This window comes from Burkholderia sp. SR8 (assembly GCF_052851275.1).
The window spans coordinates 17,696-35,472 of record NZ_JAULUC010000035.1 but is presented as its reverse complement, the minus strand read 5'-3'; the positions used below and the strand labels follow the sequence as shown (position 1 = coordinate 35,472).

The following is a 17,777-nucleotide window of genomic DNA, read 5'->3' as shown; positions in this document are numbered from 1 at the left end:
CGTTCAGGCCGGGGCCGCGGCCGGCACGAGCGACGCTCGATGCGCGGCGATCGCGTCGCGCACGATCGGCGTCGCGCGTTGCCCGGCTTCGCTCGACGGGTCGTCGAGCGCGGCGAGGAACGCGCGACGCATCCGCGGCTCCCAGAAGCGCCGGATATGCTCGGCGATTCCGGTCAGCGCTTCTTCGCGATCGGGCATCGATTCGAAGAAAGCGCCGATCTGGTTGGCCATGTCGATCAGGTGTCCGTTGTCCATCGCGTCCTCACTTGCCCGTCATCACGGCAGCCGGCGCGGCGGCGCGGCGCTCGAGCAGGTCGAGCTGTTCCGAGTTGAAGCGCGCGTATGCACGCTGCCAGTCGGACGGCTGCGCAACCGGCAGCACCTGCACGGCCGTGACCTTGTATTCGGGGCAGTTGGTCGCCCAGTCGGAGCTGTCCGTCGTGATCACGTTCGCGCCCGATTCCGGGAAGTGGAACGTCGTGTACACGACACCCGGCTGCATGCGGTCGGACACGAGCGCGCGCAGCACCGTCTGGCCCGCCCGCGACTCGATGCCGACCCAGTCGCCGGTACGGATCCCGCGATCCTCCGCATCGTGCGGATGAATCTCGAGGCGGTCCTCTTCATGCCACTGCACGTTCTCGGTGCGGCGCGTCTGCGCGCCGACGTTGTATTGCGACAGGATGCGGCCCGTGGTCAGGATCAGCGGATAGCGCTGCGTGACCTTTTCCGGCGTCGGGATGAACTGCGTGATCACGAACCGGCCCTTGCCGCGCACGAACGCGTCGATGTGCATCGTCGGCGTGCCGTCCGGCGCCTGTTCGTTGCACGGCCACTGGATGCTGCCGAGCGCGTCGAGCTTGTCGTACGACACGCCCGAGAAGGTCGGCGTGAGCCGCGCGATCTCGTCCATGATTTCCGACGGATGCGAGTAGTGCATGTCGTAGCCGAGCGCCTGCGACAGCAGCAGCGTCACTTCCCAGTCCGCGTAGCCCGCGAGCGGCGGCATCACCTTGCGCACGCGCGAGATGCGGCGCTCCGCGTTCGTGAACGTGCCGTCCTTCTCGAGGAAGGTCGAGCCGGGCAGCAGCACGTGCGCGTATTTGGCCGTCTCGTTGAGGAAGATGTCCTGCACGACGATGCATTCCATCGCGGACAGCGCGGCCGCGACGTGCTGCGTGTTCGGATCCGACTGGACGATGTCCTCGCCCTGGCAGTAGAGCCCCTTGAAGCTGCCGTCGAGCGCCGCGTCGAACATGTTCGGGATGCGCAAGCCGGGTTCGGGTTGCAGCGTGGCCGCCCACGCTTCTTCGAACTGCGTGCGCACGGTTGCGTCGCCGATGTGCCGGTAGCCGGGCAGCTCGTGCGGGAAGGAGCCCATGTCGCACGAGCCCTGCACGTTGTTCTGGCCGCGCAGCGGATTGACGCCGACGCCTTCGCGCCCGATGTTGCCGGTCGCCATCGCGAGGTTCGCGATGCCCATGACCGTCGTCGAGCCCTGCGCGTGTTCGGTCACGCCGAGGCCGTAGTAGATCGCGGCGTTGCCGCCCGTCGCATAGAGGCGTGCTGCTTCGCGCACCTGCTCGGCCGGCACGCCCGTCACGTCCGCGGTCGCTTCCGGCGAGTTCTCGGCACGCGACACGAAGTCGCGCCATTGCTCGAACGCGCGCGTGTCGCAGCGCTCGGCGACGAATGCGTCGGCGACGAGCCCCTCGGTGACGATCACGTGCGCGAGCGCATTGACCATCGCGACGTTGGTGCCGGGACGCAGCTGCAGGTGATGGGTGGCCTTCACGTGCGGGCCGTCGACGACGTCGATGCGCCGCGGATCGATCACGATCAACTTCGCGCCTTCACGGATGCGCCGCTTCAGGCGCGAGCCGAACACCGGGTGGCCGTCGGTCGGGTTCGCGCCCATCACGACGATCACGTCGGCCTCGCCGACCGACGCGAAGGTCTGCGTGCCGGCCGATTCGCCGAGCGTCGTCTTCAGCCCATAGCCGGTCGGCGAATGGCACACGCGTGCGCAGGTGTCGACGTTGTTGTTGCCGAACGCGGCGCGCACGAGTTTCTGCACGAGGTAGGTTTCCTCGTTCGTGCAGCGCGACGACGTGATGCCGCCGATCGAATCGCGGCCGTACTTCTGCTGCAGCTTGCGGAATTGCGTCGCCGCGTAGGTGAGCGCCTCTTCCCAGCTGACTTCGCGCCACGGATCGGTGATCTTCTCGCGGATCATCGGCTTCGTGATGCGGTCCTTGTGCGTGGCATAGCCCCACGCGAAGCGGCCCTTCACGCACGCGTGGCCTTCGTTCGCGAGGCCGTTCTTGTGCGGCGTCATCCGCACGACCTGCGTGCCCTTCATCTCGGCCTTGAACGAGCAGCCGACGCCGCAGTACGCGCACGTCGTGACGACCGAGTGTTCGGCCTGGCCGAGCTGGACGACGGTCTTTTCCTGCAGCGTGGCGGTCGGGCACGCGGCGACGCAGGCGCCGCACGACACGCATTCCGATGCCATGAACGATTCGCTTTCGCCGGCGGCCACACGCGATTCGAAACCGCGCGCGGCGATCGTCAGCGCGAACGTGCCCTGCGTCTCCTCGCAGGCGCGCACGCAGCGATTGCAGACGATGCACTTCGACGGATCGTACGTGAAGTACGGGTTCGATTCGTCCTTCCGGTCGCGCAGGTGGTTCGCGCCGTCGAAACCGTAGCGCACTTCGCGCAGCCCGACGACGCCCGCCATGTCCTGCAGCTCGCAGTCGCCGTTGGCGGGGCAGGTGAGGCAGTCGAGCGGGTGATCGGAGATGTACAGCTCCATCACGTTGCGGCGCAGCGACTGCAGCCGGTCCGATTGCGTGCGTACCTTCATCCCGGCCTCGGCGGGCGTCGTGCACGACGCCGGATAGCCGCGCCGGCCTTCGATTTCGACGAGGCACAGACGGCACGAACCGAACGGTTCGAGCGAATCGGTCGCGCACAGCTTCGGTACATTGACGCCGGCTTCGATCGCGGCGCGCATCACCGACGTGCCGGCCGGCACCGTCACCGGCTGGCCGTCGATTTCGAGCGTGACGTCGGTATCGGCATGCCGCTGCGGCGTGCCGTAGTCGGTTTCGTCGAACGGATCGAATGCGCGCGCCTGTGCGGCGCTCTTGCACGCGCATTGGCCTGAGCCGCAGCCGCCTTGGCGGACGTTGTTCGTGTCGAGGGACATGAGGGCTCCTTCTGGGTCAGGCCGCAGCCTTGACCGGACCCGACGCGGCTTGCTGGCCGGCGGCGAGCCCGAAATCTTCGGGGAAATGGTCGAGCGCGGACAGCACCGGGTACGGCGTCATCCCGCCCATCGCGCACAGCGAGCCGGCGAGCATCGTGTCGCACAGATCGCGCAGCAGCGTGATCTGCCGCTCCGACGTGTCGCCTTCGCGAATGCGTGCGATCGTCTCGACGCCGCGCGTCGAGCCGATCCGGCACGGCGTGCACTTGCCGCACGATTCGATCGCGCAGAACTTCATCGCGTATTCGGCGAGCTCTGCGAGGTTCGACGTGTCGTCGTGCAGCACGATGCCGCCGTGACCGACCACCGCGCCGATGGCCGTGTACGCCTCGTAATCGAGCGGCACGTCCCACTGGCGTTCGGGCAGATAGGTGCCGAGCGGGCCGCCGACCTGCGCCGCGCGTGCGGGCCGGCCGCTGGCCGTGCCGCCGCCGTAGTCGAACAGCAGCTCGCGCAGCGTGACGCCGAACGCGAGTTCGACGAGGCCGCCGTGGCGGATGTTGCCGGCGAGCTGGAACGGCAGCGTGCCGCGCGAGCGGCCCATCCCGTAGTCGCGATAGAACGCGGCGCCGCGCGCGAAGATCACCGGCGCGGTCGCGAGCGTGATCACGTTGTTGATCACCGTCGGCTGTCCGAACAGGCCGGCAAGCGCGGGCAGCGGCGGCTTCGCGCGGACCACGCCGCGCTTGCCTTCGAGCGATTCGAGCAGCGCCGTTTCCTCGCCGCACACGTACGAACCGGCGCCCTTCGCGACGTGCAGGTCGAACGCGTGCGCGGAGCCGAGCACGCGTTCGCCGAGCCAGCCGGCTTCGCGGGCGCGCCCGATCGCGGTCTCGAGTGCCGCGATCGCGTGCGGATACTCGCTGCGCACGTAGATGTAGCCGAGCGTCGCGCCCGTCGCGATGCCCGCAATGATCATCCCTTCGATCAGGCAGTACGGGTCGCTTTCCATGATCAGGCGATCGGAGAAGGTGCCCGAATCGCCTTCGTCCGCATTGCAGACGATGTACTTCTGCGTCGCGCTCGCCTGCCGGACCGTGCGCCACTTGATGCCGGCCGGGAAGGCCGCGCCGCCGCGGCCGCGCAGCCCCGATTCGATCAGCGTCTCGCATGCGGCATCGCCGTCGAGCGCGAGTGCATTCTTCAGGCCCGCGAGGCCGTCGTGCTTCAGGTAGTCGTCGATCGACAGCGGGTCGGTCAGGCCGATCCGCGCGAACGTGAGGCGTTGCTGGCGCGCCAGATACGGCAGCGCATCGACGAGGCCGACGCCGCTTGGATGCGCGCCGCCGTCGAGCCAGTTCGCGTCGAACAGGGCGGGCACGTCGGCGGCCGACAGGTTCGCATAGCCGACGCGCCCGGCCGCCGTGCCGACCTCGACGAGCGGCTCGAGCCACAGCAGCCCGCGCGAACCGTTGCGGACGAGTTCGATTGCGACGCCGCGCCGCTCGGCTTCCGCGACGATTGCGGCAGCGAGCGCATCGGCGCCGAGCGCCAGCGCGGACGAATCGCGCGGAACGTAGATGCGGGTCGTCATGCGGCCTCCGGCGTGTGGGCGGCGGCTTCCGCGAGGAGCGCGTCGAACTTTTCCGGCGTGACCTTCGCGTGCAGCACGCCATTGACCGTCATCGACGGCGATTGCGCGCACAGCCCGAGGCAGTAGACGGATTCGAGCGCGACGTCGCCCGCGGCGTGCGCGTGCGTGCCATCGCCATGCGACGCGTCGAACCGGCAACCCGTGCGCGCTTCCGCGTGCGCGGCGAGCGTTTCGCAACCCATGCTGCGGCACGCCTCGGCGCGGCACATCTGGATCGTCACGCGCGCGGGCGGCGCGGTGCGGAAGTGGTGGTAATAGGTGAGCACGCCGTGCACTTCCGCGCGCGACAGGTTCAGCGCCTTCGCGAGCGGCGCGACGCAGCCCGCCGGCACGTAGCCCGCGTCGTCCTGGATCGCATGCAGGATCGCGACGAGCGAGCGGCCGGCGCGCGCATGACGCTCGACGAGCGCATCGGGCGCAGGGGAATTCGGGGACATCGGTTATGCTCCTCCAAAGTCTCATATGCGCTATGAATGCATATAGTGCGCAACGAGGCTTCGTTCTGATTGATTTTGGTCAACGATAAGCGGAAGATTTCGCAGTCGCAATAGGAAATCGGAGTACATAATTGATTCGAATCGAATGCGACGCGTATCTGACCGTACGCGCCACCGGGGGTCGCACCGCGAGCCTGTCCGACGTGGCGCCATTGCTGGAACTCGTGGCCGATACGGGCAGCATCGCGCAGGCCGCGCACGCGAAGGGGCTGTCGTATCGGCATGCGTGGGGCATGCTGCGCGCGCTGGAGGCGTGCGTCGGCGGCGCGTTGATCGAGACCGCGCGCGGCAAGGGTTCGACGCTGTCGGAACTCGGGCAGGCGATCGTCGACGCGCAGCGCCTCGCGCGCAGCCGGCTCGACGGGAACCTGCGCGCGCTCGCGGCCGAAGTGGCGAGCGACCTGAACCGGCGGCTCGCGCAGCGCGACGGCGCCGTGCGCATCCATGCGTCGCACGGCTATGCGGTCGCGACGCTCGTTTCCGCGCTCGTCGATGCGCAGGCGGCCGTCGATATCAAGTATCGCGAGAGCATCGAGGCCGTGCAGGCGCTCGTGCGCGGCGAATGCGAACTGGCCGGCTTCCATCTGCCCCGCGGCGCGTTCCGCGAGCAGTGCGCGCAGATCTACCGGCCGTGGCTCGACGACACGCGCCACGTGCTGATTCATCTGACGCGTCGCCAGCAGGGGCTGTTCGTGCCGCGCGGCAACCCGAAGCAGGTCCGCGGGCTCGCCGATCTCGCGCGTAACGATATCCGCTTCGTCAACCGGCAGCCGGGGTCGGGCACGCGAATGCTGCTCGATCTGGCGTTGCGCGCGATCGGCATCGATCCCGAACGGATCGACGGCTATGCGTCGGCCGAACTCACGCACTCGGCGATCGCGGCGTTCGTCGCGAGCGGGATGGCCGATCTCGGCTTCGGCGTCGAGCCGGCCGCCCGTCACTTCGGGCTCGATTTCATCCCGGTCGTCGACGAGGACTACTACTTCGCTTGCGAACGCGCGCGGCTCGACTCGCGGCCGCTCGCCGGCGTGCTGGCCTTGCTGCGCGACGCGCGCTTCATCGAGCGCGTTGCGCATCTCGACGGCTACGATCCGGCCGCGTGCGGGACGCTGACCGGCATCGCCGCAGGGCTGGCCGGCAGCAGCGCGGCGGGGGCGCCGGACGGCAACGCGCGGTAACGCGAGCGCGCGCGAACTGCGCTGCAGCAGCGGGTGATTTGCGCTACGCTTGCCGCTTGATCAACGTTCCAACAAGCACGCCGTTCAGGCGTCATCCCGCCATGAAACTTTCCGTTCCCTTCTCCGCGGCAGCGTTGACCGCGGGGCTTCTGATCGCTGCTTCGCCGTTCGCGTTTGCGCAGAACTCGCCGGGCGTGCCCGGCGGGATCCTGAGTGAGCAGTTTCGCCTGAACGAGCATCCGCAGATGCCGTTCGCGGCGTCGGCGCCGTCGCAGAAATACCAGAGCGGCAAGAAGTCGGCGTTGCGGCGCAAGGGCGACATGGGCGATCCGAATGGCTGCAACCTGAAGTGCCCGATGGACACGCAATAACAGCATGCACACGCGCGCCGGGCAGTCGCCGGCAAGCGCCTGACCGATGACCGCGCGCGTGCCGTACGGTCCCGCCGAGCCCCGCGACGCTTGCCGCTTCGCGGGGCTCGTGCTTTGTAGCGCGGGCCGCCTGACGTCTTGAACACGCGCCGAACGCAGACCTAGGGTTAACCCTCGATCCAGGAAGAATGTCTTCCCGAAACCTGCCTTATTCTTAAGCACGCGCCTACATAAACTTCGGTTTGTCAGCGATGAACGGGTGTTCACCGCGAAATCAGACAAATCTGGAGGTAGGTCATCATGAAGTCGCTCGTTCAAGCCGTTGTCGTTGCTGCTGCTCTGGTCGTCCCGGTTGCATCGTTCGCGCAGCCGGGCTCGGCACTCACCCGCGCGCAGGTTCGCGCCGAACTGGTTCAGCTGCAGCAAGCCGGCTACAACACCGCCCGCGGCGAAGATCCGCACTATCCGGAAGCGATCCAGGCCGCCACCGCCCGCGTCGCGGAGCAGCAGCGCGCAGCGTTCGCGCAGGCGCAAGGCGCCGACGCCAGCGGCTACGGCGCGCAAGTGCAGGGCGCGTCGGCATCAGGCTCGCGTGCGATCGGCGTGCGTCCGGCGAGCGCCGAAGAAATGAAGTCGCTGTATCGCGGCAGCTAAGCCGCACATGGCCCGCTGACGCCGCGTGCCGGGTGCGACGACGCGTCGCGCCGCGGCTGCGGTGCCGGGCAGGGCGCCGTTCGGCGCGGGAACCACCGCGCGAGCGGCGCCGACTCTCCGTCACCTCCTGCCGCCGGCACACCGGCGGCATTCCGCCCGGCCCGCCCGGGCCCGGGCGCTTTTTCGGCAGGGCGGCACATGCGGTTTCACCGGCAACAAAAAACCCGCAGACTCGCGTCGTGCGGGGTTCGTGCGTCAAGCGCGGAATTTGGTGGAGGCGGCGGGAATCGAACCCGCGTCCAGAAGCGCTCCACGACTAGTTCTACATGTTTAGTTCAGTCATTTGATTTAACCGCAGCGACGCGGACGAACACGCTGCACTACGGCGATTCGCTAGATTTTCGACCCTGGCGTCGCGACGCCGACAGGGCTTAACTGACGTAAATGACCTCTGGCGGTATTGCTACCGGTCTTGCGACACTAGCCCGTCAGTGAACTAGGCAGAGGACGGCGGCCCTTAGGCTGCCAGTGCGAACGTATCGTCGTTTGCAGTTACGATTTTCCCATTGATTAACGAGGTGACGGGTCCTCGACATGCCCTAGCCGCTTCACAACCCCTGTCGAAACCAGGTCGCCCCCGCGGATCAGATCGATCATTATAGCCCAACATCGCGCAGCAGTTCGCGCAGTTCCTGCGTCGAGCCGACGAGGTGCTGCGCCTGCCAGTCGCCCGGCGCGGCGCCGTCGCCGCAGTAGCCGTAAGCAGCGGCGACCGTGGCCATCCCGGCCGCGCTCCCGGCCTGGATGTCGCGCAGATCGTCGCCGACGTAGACGATGCGCTCGGGCGCGAGCGTCATCTGCGCGGCCGCATGCAGCAGCGGGGCCGGGTGCGGCTTCGAGTGCGGCGTCGTGTCGCCCCCGACGATGCAGGCCGCCCGCGACGACAGGCCGAGCAGGTCCGCGAGCGGCGCGGTCAGGCGCATCGCCTTGTTCGTGACGATGCCCCAGCGCACGCCGCGCGCATCGAGTTCGTCGAGCACGTCGCCGATGCCGGGGAACAGCGTCGTGTGCACGCAGATATCGGTCGCGTAATTGATCAGGAACTCGTCGCGCATCGCGTCGTAGCCCGGCGATTGCGGATCGATGCCGAACGCGCCGCCGAGCAGGCCGCGCGCGCCGGCCGACGCGAGCGGCCGCAGCACGTCGAGCGGCGTTTCGGGCAGGCCGCGCACGCGCTGCATCTTGTGGACGGCGGCGGCGAGATCGGGCGCCGTGTCGGCGAGCGTGCCGTCGAGGTCGAACAGCACCGCATCGCAGTGCAGCAGGCGCGGCTCGTCGAATGCCGCCCGCTCGGTCGAAAGGGGAGTCGTCATGCCGGTCGGAAGGTCACGCGCCGCGGCGGCACGCGACGAGATAGTTGATGTCGGTGTCGTTCGACAGAGCGAAGCGCTTGCCGATCGGATGATAGGTGATGCCCTTGATCTCGACGATGTGCAGGTCGGTCCCGCGCACGAAGCTCGCCAGTTCCGACGGGCGGATGAAGCGCGCGTAGTCGTGGGTGCCCTTCGGCAGCATCTGCGCGATGTATTCGGCGCCGATCACCGCGAACAGGTAGGACTTCAGGTTGCGGTTCAGCGTCGAGAAGAACACCCAGCCGCCCGGCTTCACGAGCGTCGCGCACGCGGCGACGACGCCGGCCGGCGACGGCACGTGCTCGAGCATCTCCATGCACGTGACGACGTCGTAGGTGCCCGGCTCGCGTTCGGCAATCGCTTCGGCCGCGATCGCCTCGTAGTCGACCGTGATGCCGCTTTCGAGGCTGTGCAGGTCGGCCACGCCGAGCGCTTCGGTCGACAGGTCGATGCCTTTCACCTGCGCGCCGAGGCCGGCCATCGATTCGGACAGGATGCCGCCGCCGCAGCCGACGTCGAGCGCGCGCTTGCCGGCGAGGTGCGCATGCGAATCGATCCAGCCGAGCCGGACCGGGTTCAGGTCGTGCAGCGGCTTGAATTCGGCATTCGGATCCCACCACCGATGGGCGAGGTCGCTGAATTTCTGGAGTTCGTGCGGATCGGCGTTGGTCATGTCGCAAACGGGCTACGGAAGGAGGGCGGTGCATCGGTGCGTCAGCCCCGAGTATATAAGCGGGCGGACGACGAGGCCAGCGAGCGCCTGGACGGGCGTCAAAGAAAAAGCCCCGCCGGAGCGGGGCTTTGAAGCAGTCGAAAACCGCGGCTTACTGCGCCGGAACGGTCGTCTTCTGCACTTGCTGCGTACCGACCACTTCCACTTCCACGCGGCGATCCGGTGCGAGGCAGGCGATCAGTTGCTTGCGGTTCTTCTGGTTGCAGCCGGTCGTGACCGGGTTGCGCTTGCCCTTGCCTTCCGTGTAGATCTTGTTGGCCGGGACACCCTTGCTGACCAGGTACGACTTGACTGCTTGCGCACGGCGCAGCGACAGACGGTCGTTGTACTTGTCCGAACCGATGCGGTCCGTGTAGCCCGTTGCGACGACCACTTCCGTGTTCATGCCTTCGATCTTCGAAGCCAGTTCGTCCAGCTTTTGCTTGCCCAGCGGCTTGAGCGTTGCCTTGTCGAAGTCGAACAGTGCGTCGGCCTGGTACGTGATCTTCTGGCTGGTGATGGCCGGAGCAACCGGAGCGACCGGCGGCTGCGGTGCCTGGGCGACCAGTGCGCCATCGCACTTCGCGTTGGCGGTGGCCGGCGTCCAGAACGCGTCACGCCAGCAGAGCTCGTTCGTGCCGTTCATCCACACCCATTCGCCCGTGCCGTTCACCCAGTTGTCGTTGACGGCTTGACGCGACGCCGGCACCGACTGTGCCGAAGCGGATGCAGCCATAACTGCGGTAGCTGCAATGAACGCGAGCTTTGAAAGTTTATTCATATTTCTCCTCTCGAAATTGAGATTACCGCAGGTTTACTGCGAGCCTGTTGACGGTGACAAGTCATACATTGCTCGAAGTATAACATTGGTGCGGCACAAAAAACGCGGCACCGCTCTGTGTAGACTTCGAGCAGCGTCTAACTTTCAGTGCGTTGGCATTTTGCCATATCGTTCCCTTCCTACGAAAAAAAATCCTCCCCACCCCAAGATCGCTTCAACTTTGTGGTGCATGCGCAACACCGGCCTGCCGTAACTTTTAGAGATTGTCAAGAGCGGGTCTCCGAAATTGCGGCAAAGGCCGCCAATGTTTACCCGTGCGTGCGAAACGCATTCGCGCGGACCCCGCTGCCGCCTGAAAGGGCGCGATCACGGTCGATTCGCGCAGGCGACAAGGCAGCGCCGATTTTTGCTGTTTACATATAGTGGGGGTGGCGAATTGGCGGCCGATGGGCGCATGTTAGAATCTCACGTTGCGTTGCGCATGCAGCGCCCACGCGAAAGGCGTTCGCCGTCTTCGCTCCGAAACGATACGGATACATGGATCAATTCGCCAAAGAGACCCTGCCCACCTCCCTAGAGGAGGAAATGCGCCGTTCGTATCTCGATTACGCGATGAGCGTGATCGTCGGACGTGCCCTTCCGGATGTCCGCGATGGCCTGAAGCCCGTGCACCGGCGCGTACTGTTCGCGATGCACGAACTGAACAACGACTGGAACCGCGCGTACAAGAAATCGGCGCGTATCGTCGGTGACGTGATCGGTAAGTACCACCCTCACGGCGATACCGCGGTGTACGACACGATCGTGCGGATGGCGCAGGACTTCTCGCTGCGCTACATGCTGATCGACGGGCAGGGCAACTTCGGCTCGATCGACGGCGACAATGCCGCGGCGATGCGTTACACCGAAATTCGCATGGCGAAGATCGGTCACGAGCTGCTCGCCGACATCGACAAGGAAACGGTCGACTTCGAGCCGAACTACGACGGCAACGAAACGCAGCCGTCGGTCCTGCCGTCGCGCATCCCGAACCTGCTGATCAACGGCTCGTCGGGCATCGCGGTCGGCATGGCGACCAACATTCCGCCGCACAACCTGAACGAAGTCGTCGACGCGTGCCAGCACCTGCTGAGCAACCCGGAAGCGACGATTGACGAGCTGATCGAGATCATCCCGGCGCCGGACTTCCCGACGGCCGGCATCATCTACGGCGTCGCCGGCGTGCGCGACGGCTACCGCACCGGGCGCGGCCGCGTCGTGATGCGCGCGGCCACGCACTTCGAGGAGATCGACCGCGGCCAGCGGATGGCGATCATCGTCGACGAGCTGCCGTACCAGGTGAACAAGCGCTCGCTGCTCGAGCGCATCGCCGAGCTCGTCAACGAGAAGAAGCTCGAAGGCATCTCCGACATTCGCGACGAGTCCGACAAGAGCGGCATGCGCGTCGTGATCGAGCTGAAGCGCGGCGAAGTGCCCGAAGTGGTGCTGAACAACCTGTACAAGGCGACGCAGCTGCAGGACACGTTCGGCATGAACATGGTCGCGCTCGTCGACGGCCAGCCGAAGCTGCTGAACCTGAAGGAAATCCTGCAGTGCTTCCTGTCGCACCGGCGCGAAGTGCTGACGCGCCGCACGATCTACGAACTGCGCAAGGCCCGCGAACGCGGCCACGTGCTCGAAGGTCTCGCGGTCGCGCTCGCGAACATCGACGAGTTCATCGCGATCATCAAGGCCGCGCCGACGCCGCCGATCGCGAAGCAGGAACTGATGGCGAAGCCGTGGGATTCGTCGCTCGTGCGCGAGATGCTGACGCGCGCGGAAACCGACAATGCCGCCGCGGGCGGCCGCTCCGCGTACCGTCCGGAAGGCCTGAACCCGGCCTTCGGGATGCAGGGCGACGGGCTGTACAAGCTGTCCGACACGCAGGCGCAGGAAATCCTGCAGATGCGTCTGCAGCGCCTGACCGGTCTCGAGCAGGACAAGATCATCGGCGAGTACCGCGAAGTGATGGCGCAGATCGCCGACCTGCTCGACATCCTCGCGCGCCCCGAGCGGATCACGACGATGATCGGCGAAGAGCTGACGACGGTGAAGGCCGAGTTCGGCGACGCGCGCCGCTCGAAGATCGAGCTGAACGCGACCGAGCTGAACACCGAAGACCTGATCACGCCGCAGGACATGGTCGTCACGATGTCGCATGCGGGCTACGTGAAGTCGCAGCCGCTGTCCGAGTATCGCGCGCAGAAGCGCGGCGGCCGCGGCAAGCAGGCGACGCAGATGAAGGAAGACGACTGGATCGAGACGCTGTTCATCGCGAACACGCACGATTACATCCTGTGCTTCTCGAACCGCGGCCGCGTGTACTGGGTCAAGGTCTATGAAGTGCCGCAAGGCTCGCGCAACTCGCGCGGCCGTCCGATCGTGAACATGTTCCCGCTGCAGGACGGCGAGAAGATCAACGTCGTGCTGCCGGTCAAGGAATTCTCGGCCGACAAGTTCGTGTTCATGGCGACGTCGCTCGGCACCGTGAAGAAGACGCCGCTCGAGGCATTCAGCCGTCCGATGAAGAAGGGCATCATCGCGGTCGGCCTCGACGACGGCGACTACCTGATCGGCGCATCGATCACCGACGGCGCGCACGACGTGATGCTGTTCTCCGACGCCGGCAAGGCCGTGCGCTTCGACGAGAACGACGTGCGCCCGATGGGCCGCGAAGCGCGCGGCGTGCGCGGCATGCAGCTCGAGGACGGGCAGCAGGTCATCGCGCTGCTGGTCGCAGGCAGCGAGGAGCAGACCGTGCTCACCGCGACCGAGAACGGCTACGGCAAGCGCACGCCGATCACCGAGTACACGCGTCACGGCCGCGGCACGAAGGGGATGATCGCGATCCAGACGTCCGAGCGCAACGGCAAGGTGGTGGCCGCGACGCTCGTCGACGCCGAGGATCAGATCATGCTGATCACGACCGCGGGCGTGCTGATTCGTACCCGCGTGTCGGAGATTCGCGAGATGGGCCGGGCTACGCAAGGTGTTACACTCATCAGTCTCGATGAGGGTACCAAGCTCTCCGGCCTGCAGCAGATCGCGGAAGCCGAAGAGGGCGATGGCGAGGCCGACGAGGCGTCGGACGGCGAAGCCTGAGAACGGATGAGACTCGAGCCGCCGCGGGCGTAACGCACCGCGGTCGGCGAGCAACCATTCATATTTCCAAGAGGGAGTGATGATGCAAAAGCAATTCAAGCAACTGGTTCTGCTGGCTGCACTGGTGCCGACGTTCGCGATGGCGCAAGCGCTGTCGAATTCCGCACCGGCAACCGCAGCAGCTGCGCCGATCGACGCCGACAAGAAGGCAGCGATCAAGGATCTGCTCGACGCGATCGACGCGCCGAAGCTCGTGTCGGCAATCGGCAACAGCGCCGAAATGCAGGCTAAGCAGCTCGTGCCGGCGATCCTGTCGGACGCGCTGTCGGAAAACAAGTCGCTGAACGACAAGCAGAAGCAGGCTGCCGTGCCGACGCTGCAGAAGAACGCGGTGCCGAAGCTGGTCGACGGCGCGGGCAAGGTGTTCGGCACGCAGCAGTTCCAGAACGACGCGATGTCGGCTCAGTACGACGCATACGCGAAGTACTACAGCACGTCGGAGATCAAGGATCTGACGACGTTCTACAAGAGCCCGACGGGCCGCAAGTTCATCCAGGTGCAGGATCAGGTCGGCCGCGACGTGGTCAACGGCCTGATGCAGAAGTACATGCCGCAAGCGATCCAGGCAACCCGCGCGCAGGCTGACAAGGAAGTCGCGGCAGTCAAGCCGGGCAAGTAAGCCGTCCGGGCACGCCGCCCGGCCGTTCGGCCGGGTTTGGCGGGAGCCTGATGACAGTGCGATAATGGCCGTTTGCGCGCGAGCGCAAGCGGCCATTCCTTTTCTGGCGCGGTTCTTTCTGCCGGCGGCAAGCCGGTCGCGTCCCTCCCGAGGTTTTTCACGATGCGCGTCTTTAATTTCTCCGCCGGTCCTGCGGCGCTCCCCGAGGAAGTGCTGCGGCAGGCCGCCGACGAAATGCTCGACTGGCACGGCAGCGGCATGAGCGTGATGGAGATGAGCCATCGCGGCAAGGAATTCATGTCGATCCACGAGGTGGCGCTGGCCGACCTGCGCGAGCTGCTCGGCGTGCCGGCCAGCCACCGGATCCTGTTCCTGCAGGGCGGCGGCATCGCCGAGAACGCGATCGTGCCGATGAACCTGCTCGGTGCGCGCAAGACGGCCGACTTCGTCGTGACGGGCTCGTGGTCGCAGAAGTCGTTCAACGAAGCGAAGAAGTACGGCACGCCGCATCTGGCCGCGTCGGGCAAGACGGCCGACGGTTTCACGCGCGCACCCGCCCGCGACGAATGGCAGCTGTCGGACGATCCGGCCTACGTCCATCTGTGCACCAACGAGACGATCGACGGTGTCGAGACGTTCGAGATTCCCGACCTCGGCGACGTGCCGCTCGTCGCGGACGTGTCGTCGCACATCCTGTCGCGTCCGATGGACGTCGCGAAGTACGGCGTGCTGTTCGGCGGCGCGCAGAAGAACATCGGGATGGCCGGCGTGACGGTCGTGATCGTGCGCGAGGACCTGCTCGATCGCGCGCTGTCGATCTGCCCGTCCGCATTCGAATGGAAAACCGTTGCGGAGAACAACTCGCTGTACAACACGCCGCCCACCTATGCGATCTACATCGCGGGCCTCGTGTTCCAGTGGCTGAAGCGGCAGGGCGGTCTCGGCGCGATCGAGGCACGCAATATCGAGAAGGCGAAGCTGCTCTACGACACGATCGATGCGAGCAGCTTCTATCTGAACAAGGTCGAGCCGGCGGTGCGTTCGCGCATGAACGTGCCGTTTTTCCTGGCAGACGAAACGCGCAATGAAGACTTCCTTGCCGGCGCAAAGGCGCGCGGGCTGCTGCAGCTGAAGGGCCACAAGTCCGTCGGCGGCATGCGGGCGTCGATCTACAACGCGGTGCCGCTCGAGGGCGTGCAAGCGCTCGTCGAGTACATGAAGGACTTCGAGCAGCGCGGCGCCTGACGGCGGCGCTGTTCAAACAGCACGGCAAAACGCATGGACGACGAACTGAATTCCCGCCTGAAACCGCTGCGCGACCGCATCGATGCGATCGACGCGCAGCTGATCGCGCTCCTCAACCAGCGCGCCGCGGTGGCGCTCGAGGTGGGCGAGGTCAAGAAGCATTTCAATGCGCCGGTGTTCCGGCCGGAGCGCGAGCTGCAGGTGATCGCGCGGCTGCAGGACATGAGCGCGGGGCCGCTTGCGGGCGAGCACATCAGCGCGATCTGGCGTGAGATCATGGCCGCGAGCCGTGCGCTCGAGCAGACGATCCACGTCGCGTTCCTCGGGCCGGTCGGCACGTACAGCGAACAGGCGATGTTCGAGTATTTCGGCCAGTCGATCGAAGGGCTGCCGTGCCCGTCGATCGACGAGGTGTTCCGCTCGGTCGAGGCCGGCGCGTCCGCGTTCGGTATCGCGCCGGTCGAGAATTCGACCGAAGGCGCGGTGTCGCGCACGCTCGACCTGCTGCTGCAGACGCAGCTGCTGATCAGCGGCGAACTCGCGCTGCCGATCCATCACAACCTGCTCACGCAGAGCGGCACGCTCGACGGCGTGACGCGCGTGTGCGCGCATGCGCAGGCGCTCGCGCAATGCCAGCAGTGGCTCGCCGCGAACGCGCCGCAGCTCGAGCGGCAGGCGGTGGCAAGCAATGCCGAGGCCGCGCGCGTCGCGGCGGCGGATCCGACCGTGGCGGCGATCGCCGGCGATCGCGCGGCCGCCCACTACGGGCTGCAGATTGCTTTCTCGCTGATCCAGGACGATCCGCACAATCGCACGCGTTTCGTGATCGTCGGCAAGGATCCGGCCGGGCAGAGCGGTCACGACCAGACGTCGCTGATCGTATCGGTGAAGAACGAGCCGGGCGCCGTGTTCAAGCTGCTCGAACCGCTCGCGCGGCACGGCGTGTCGATGACGCGCTTCGAGTCGCGTCCGGCGCGGGTCGGCACGTGGGAGTATTACTTCTACATCGACATCGAAGGGCACCGGGACGAGCCGGCCGTGGCCGCCGCGCTCGCGGAGCTCGGCCAGAAGGCCGCGTTCCTGAAGATACTCGGATCGTATCCGCGCGCGCGCTGATGCGCGGCGGCCCGTCGCCTGCCGCGCGCAGGCGGCGCGGCCAAGCGGGCAGGGCAGGCCGGGCGGCACTGCCGAAGGCGGGTTCGGGCGGTATCCGGCGCGAGTCGCGCCGGGTGCGCACCCGTGGCCCGGAATCTGGACTTCCGTGCGCGGGGCATCGTCCCGCGCGCGTCACTTGGCTCATGTCGTGTCAGGCTTTGCATTCAACAAACTGGTCATCTTCGGCGTCGGCCTGATCGGCGGATCGCTGGCGCGCGCGCTGCGCGAGCGTGCGTCGGGCGGCGCCGGCGAAGTCGTCGGTGTCGGCCGTTCGCGCGCGTCGGTCGAGCGCGCGCTCGCGCTCGGCGTGATCGATCGCGCGGCGTCGCTCGACGACGATGCGCAGCTGCGCGACGCGCTGGCCGGTGCCGATCTCGTGCTGCTGGCCGCGCCCGTCGCGCAGACGGGCCCGCTGCTCGCGCGCATCGCGCCGTGGCTCGACGCCGCGACGATCGTCACCGACGCGGGCAGCACCAAGTCCGACGTCGTCGCGGCCGCGCGCGACGCGCTCGGTGCGCGGATCGCGCAGTTCGTGCCCGGGCACCCGATCGCCGGACGCGAGTCGAGCGGCGTCGAAGCCGCGCTGCCGGACCTGTACGTCGGCCGTAATGTCGTGCTGTGCCCGCTGCCGGAGAACGCGCCCGAAACGGTCGCGCGGATCGACGCGATGTGGCGGGCGACCGGCGCCGACGTGCGCACGATGAGCACGTCGCAGCACGATCGCGTGTTCGCGTCGATCAGCCATCTGCCGCACGTGCTGTCGTTCGCGCTCGTCGAGCAGATCCTCGGCGAGGCCGATGCCGAACTGAAATTCTCGTATGCGGCGGGCGGCTTCCGCGACTTCACGCGGATCGCGGCATCGAGCCCGGAAATGTGGCGCGACGTGTGCGTCGCGAATCGCGCAGCACTGCTCGACGAACTCGACGGCTACACGCGCGTGCTCGAACGGCTGCGCGCGGCGATCGACGCCGGCGACGGCGCGGCGCTCGAAGCCGTGTTCACGCGTTCGCGCGCGGCACGCAAGGCATGGCAGGAGCGCGGCGCGCAGCCCGCTGCCGAACCGGTCAAGAAATAACAGGACGAT

15 protein-coding genes and 1 other RNA gene are annotated in these 17,777 nt (G+C 66.8%); 8 read left to right on the top strand and 8 right to left on the bottom strand.

All coding sequences use genetic code 11. From position 1 onward, the window contains the following. Positions 1–3: 3 nt before the first annotated feature. From Q3A80_RS29340 to Q3A80_RS29325, 4 genes are read right to left on the bottom strand one after another with little or no spacing between them, the layout of a single operon-like run. Positions 4–255 carry a formate dehydrogenase subunit delta gene (locus Q3A80_RS29340; RefSeq protein WP_446332297.1) on the bottom strand — a complete coding sequence of 84 codons (252 nt, stop codon included), beginning with the start codon at positions 253–255 and terminating at the stop codon, positions 4–6. A 7-nt stretch (positions 256–262) separates the two neighbouring features. Further along, positions 263–3,214 carry a formate dehydrogenase subunit alpha gene (fdhF, locus tag Q3A80_RS29335; RefSeq protein ID WP_446332296.1) on the bottom strand — a complete coding sequence of 984 codons (2,952 nt, stop codon included), beginning with the start codon at positions 3,212–3,214 and terminating at the stop codon, positions 263–265. A gap of 16 nt (positions 3,215–3,230) precedes the next feature. After that, positions 3,231–4,808: a formate dehydrogenase beta subunit gene (locus tag Q3A80_RS29330; protein ID WP_446332295.1), complete on the bottom strand. Its 1,578-nt coding sequence runs from the start codon at positions 4,806–4,808 to the stop codon at positions 3,231–3,233. Beyond that, positions 4,805–5,305 (bottom strand): NAD(P)H-dependent oxidoreductase subunit E, encoded by a 501-nt coding sequence (locus tag Q3A80_RS29325; RefSeq protein WP_446332294.1) that lies wholly within the window; start codon positions 5,303–5,305, stop codon positions 4,805–4,807. Before Q3A80_RS29325 ends, Q3A80_RS29330 begins: the two co-directional genes overlap by 4 nt. Before the next feature lie 131 nt (positions 5,306–5,436). On the opposite strand from Q3A80_RS29325, the gene Q3A80_RS29320 reads away from it, so the two are divergent. From Q3A80_RS29320 to Q3A80_RS29310, 3 genes are all read left to right on the top strand, one after another. Then, on the top strand, positions 5,437–6,543 hold the full coding sequence (locus Q3A80_RS29320; protein ID WP_446332293.1) for a substrate-binding domain-containing protein: 1,107 nt from the start codon (positions 5,437–5,439) through the stop codon (positions 6,541–6,543). 101 nt (positions 6,544–6,644) lie between these two features. After that, positions 6,645–6,914: a hypothetical protein gene (locus tag Q3A80_RS29315; RefSeq protein WP_446332292.1), complete on the top strand. Its 270-nt coding sequence runs from the start codon at positions 6,645–6,647 to the stop codon at positions 6,912–6,914. 300 nt (positions 6,915–7,214) lie between these two features. After that, positions 7,215–7,568, top strand: a complete 354-nt coding sequence (locus Q3A80_RS29310) for a DUF4148 domain-containing protein (RefSeq protein ID WP_446332291.1) — start codon at positions 7,215–7,217, stop codon at positions 7,566–7,568. A gap of 269 nt (positions 7,569–7,837) precedes the next feature. On the opposite strand, the gene ssrA is transcribed toward Q3A80_RS29310, so the two are convergent. From ssrA to ompA, 4 genes are all read right to left on the bottom strand, one after another. Next, positions 7,838–8,207, bottom strand: a transfer-messenger RNA (tmRNA) gene (gene ssrA, locus Q3A80_RS29305). Between the two features lie 17 nt (positions 8,208–8,224). Then, complete coding sequence (gene gph, locus Q3A80_RS29300) at positions 8,225–8,941, bottom strand: phosphoglycolate phosphatase (RefSeq protein WP_446332290.1); 717 nt, start codon at positions 8,939–8,941, stop codon at positions 8,225–8,227. 13 nt (positions 8,942–8,954) lie between these two features. Further along, the gene (ubiG, locus tag Q3A80_RS29295) at positions 8,955–9,653 is read right to left on the bottom strand and encodes a bifunctional 2-polyprenyl-6-hydroxyphenol methylase/3-demethylubiquinol 3-O-methyltransferase UbiG (RefSeq protein ID WP_446332289.1); all 699 of its coding nucleotides are present in this window, start codon (positions 9,651–9,653) and stop codon (positions 8,955–8,957) included. 151 nt (positions 9,654–9,804) lie between these two features. Then, positions 9,805–10,473 (bottom strand): outer membrane protein OmpA, encoded by a 669-nt coding sequence (gene ompA, locus Q3A80_RS29290; RefSeq protein ID WP_446332288.1) that lies wholly within the window; start codon positions 10,471–10,473, stop codon positions 9,805–9,807. Between the two features lie 537 nt (positions 10,474–11,010). On the opposite strand from ompA, the gene gyrA reads away from it, so the two are divergent. The 5 genes from gyrA (at position 11,011) to Q3A80_RS29265 (ending at position 17,768) form a co-directional block, all read left to right on the top strand. Then, positions 11,011–13,614 (top strand): DNA gyrase subunit A, encoded by a 2,604-nt coding sequence (gene gyrA, locus Q3A80_RS29285; RefSeq protein WP_151063690.1) that lies wholly within the window; start codon positions 11,011–11,013, stop codon positions 13,612–13,614. A gap of 82 nt (positions 13,615–13,696) precedes the next feature. Further along, the gene (locus Q3A80_RS29280) at positions 13,697–14,293 is read left to right on the top strand and encodes a DUF2059 domain-containing protein (RefSeq protein ID WP_446332311.1); all 597 of its coding nucleotides are present in this window, start codon (positions 13,697–13,699) and stop codon (positions 14,291–14,293) included. A gap of 162 nt (positions 14,294–14,455) precedes the next feature. Further along, a complete protein-coding gene (gene serC / locus Q3A80_RS29275) occupies positions 14,456–15,538 on the top strand; it encodes a 3-phosphoserine/phosphohydroxythreonine transaminase (RefSeq protein WP_446332287.1) in 1,083 nt (360 codons plus the stop codon). A 33-nt stretch (positions 15,539–15,571) separates the two neighbouring features. Then, positions 15,572–16,654: a prephenate dehydratase gene (gene pheA, locus Q3A80_RS29270; protein WP_446332286.1), complete on the top strand. Its 1,083-nt coding sequence runs from the start codon at positions 15,572–15,574 to the stop codon at positions 16,652–16,654. Between the two features lie 187 nt (positions 16,655–16,841). Continuing rightward, positions 16,842–17,768 carry a prephenate dehydrogenase/arogenate dehydrogenase family protein gene (locus tag Q3A80_RS29265; RefSeq protein ID WP_446332285.1) on the top strand — a complete coding sequence of 309 codons (927 nt, stop codon included), beginning with the start codon at positions 16,842–16,844 and terminating at the stop codon, positions 17,766–17,768. Positions 17,769–17,777 lie beyond the last annotated feature (9 nt).

Coding starts and splice junctions, on each gene's coding strand:
- Q3A80_RS29340 (WP_446332297.1), bottom strand. CDS start 255: ATGGACAACGGACACCTGATCGACATGGCCAACCAGATCGGCGCTTTC.
- fdhF (WP_446332296.1), bottom strand. CDS start 3,214: ATGTCCCTCGACACGAACAACGTCCGCCAAGGCGGCTGCGGCTCAGGC.
- Q3A80_RS29330 (WP_446332295.1), bottom strand. CDS start 4,808: ATGACGACCCGCATCTACGTTCCGCGCGATTCGTCCGCGCTGGCGCTC.
- Q3A80_RS29325 (WP_446332294.1), bottom strand. CDS start 5,305: ATGTCCCCGAATTCCCCTGCGCCCGATGCGCTCGTCGAGCGTCATGCG.
- Q3A80_RS29315 (WP_446332292.1), top strand. CDS start 6,645: ATGAAACTTTCCGTTCCCTTCTCCGCGGCAGCGTTGACCGCGGGGCTT.
- Q3A80_RS29310 (WP_446332291.1), top strand. CDS start 7,215: ATGAAGTCGCTCGTTCAAGCCGTTGTCGTTGCTGCTGCTCTGGTCGTC.
- gph (WP_446332290.1), bottom strand. CDS start 8,941: ATGACGACTCCCCTTTCGACCGAGCGGGCGGCATTCGACGAGCCGCGC.
- ubiG (WP_446332289.1), bottom strand. CDS start 9,653: ATGACCAACGCCGATCCGCACGAACTCCAGAAATTCAGCGACCTCGCC.
- ompA (WP_446332288.1), bottom strand. CDS start 10,473: ATGAATAAACTTTCAAAGCTCGCGTTCATTGCAGCTACCGCAGTTATG.
- gyrA (WP_151063690.1), top strand. CDS start 11,011: ATGGATCAATTCGCCAAAGAGACCCTGCCCACCTCCCTAGAGGAGGAA.
- Q3A80_RS29280 (WP_446332311.1), top strand. CDS start 13,697: ATGCAAAAGCAATTCAAGCAACTGGTTCTGCTGGCTGCACTGGTGCCG.
- serC (WP_446332287.1), top strand. CDS start 14,456: ATGCGCGTCTTTAATTTCTCCGCCGGTCCTGCGGCGCTCCCCGAGGAA.
- pheA (WP_446332286.1), top strand. CDS start 15,572: ATGGACGACGAACTGAATTCCCGCCTGAAACCGCTGCGCGACCGCATC.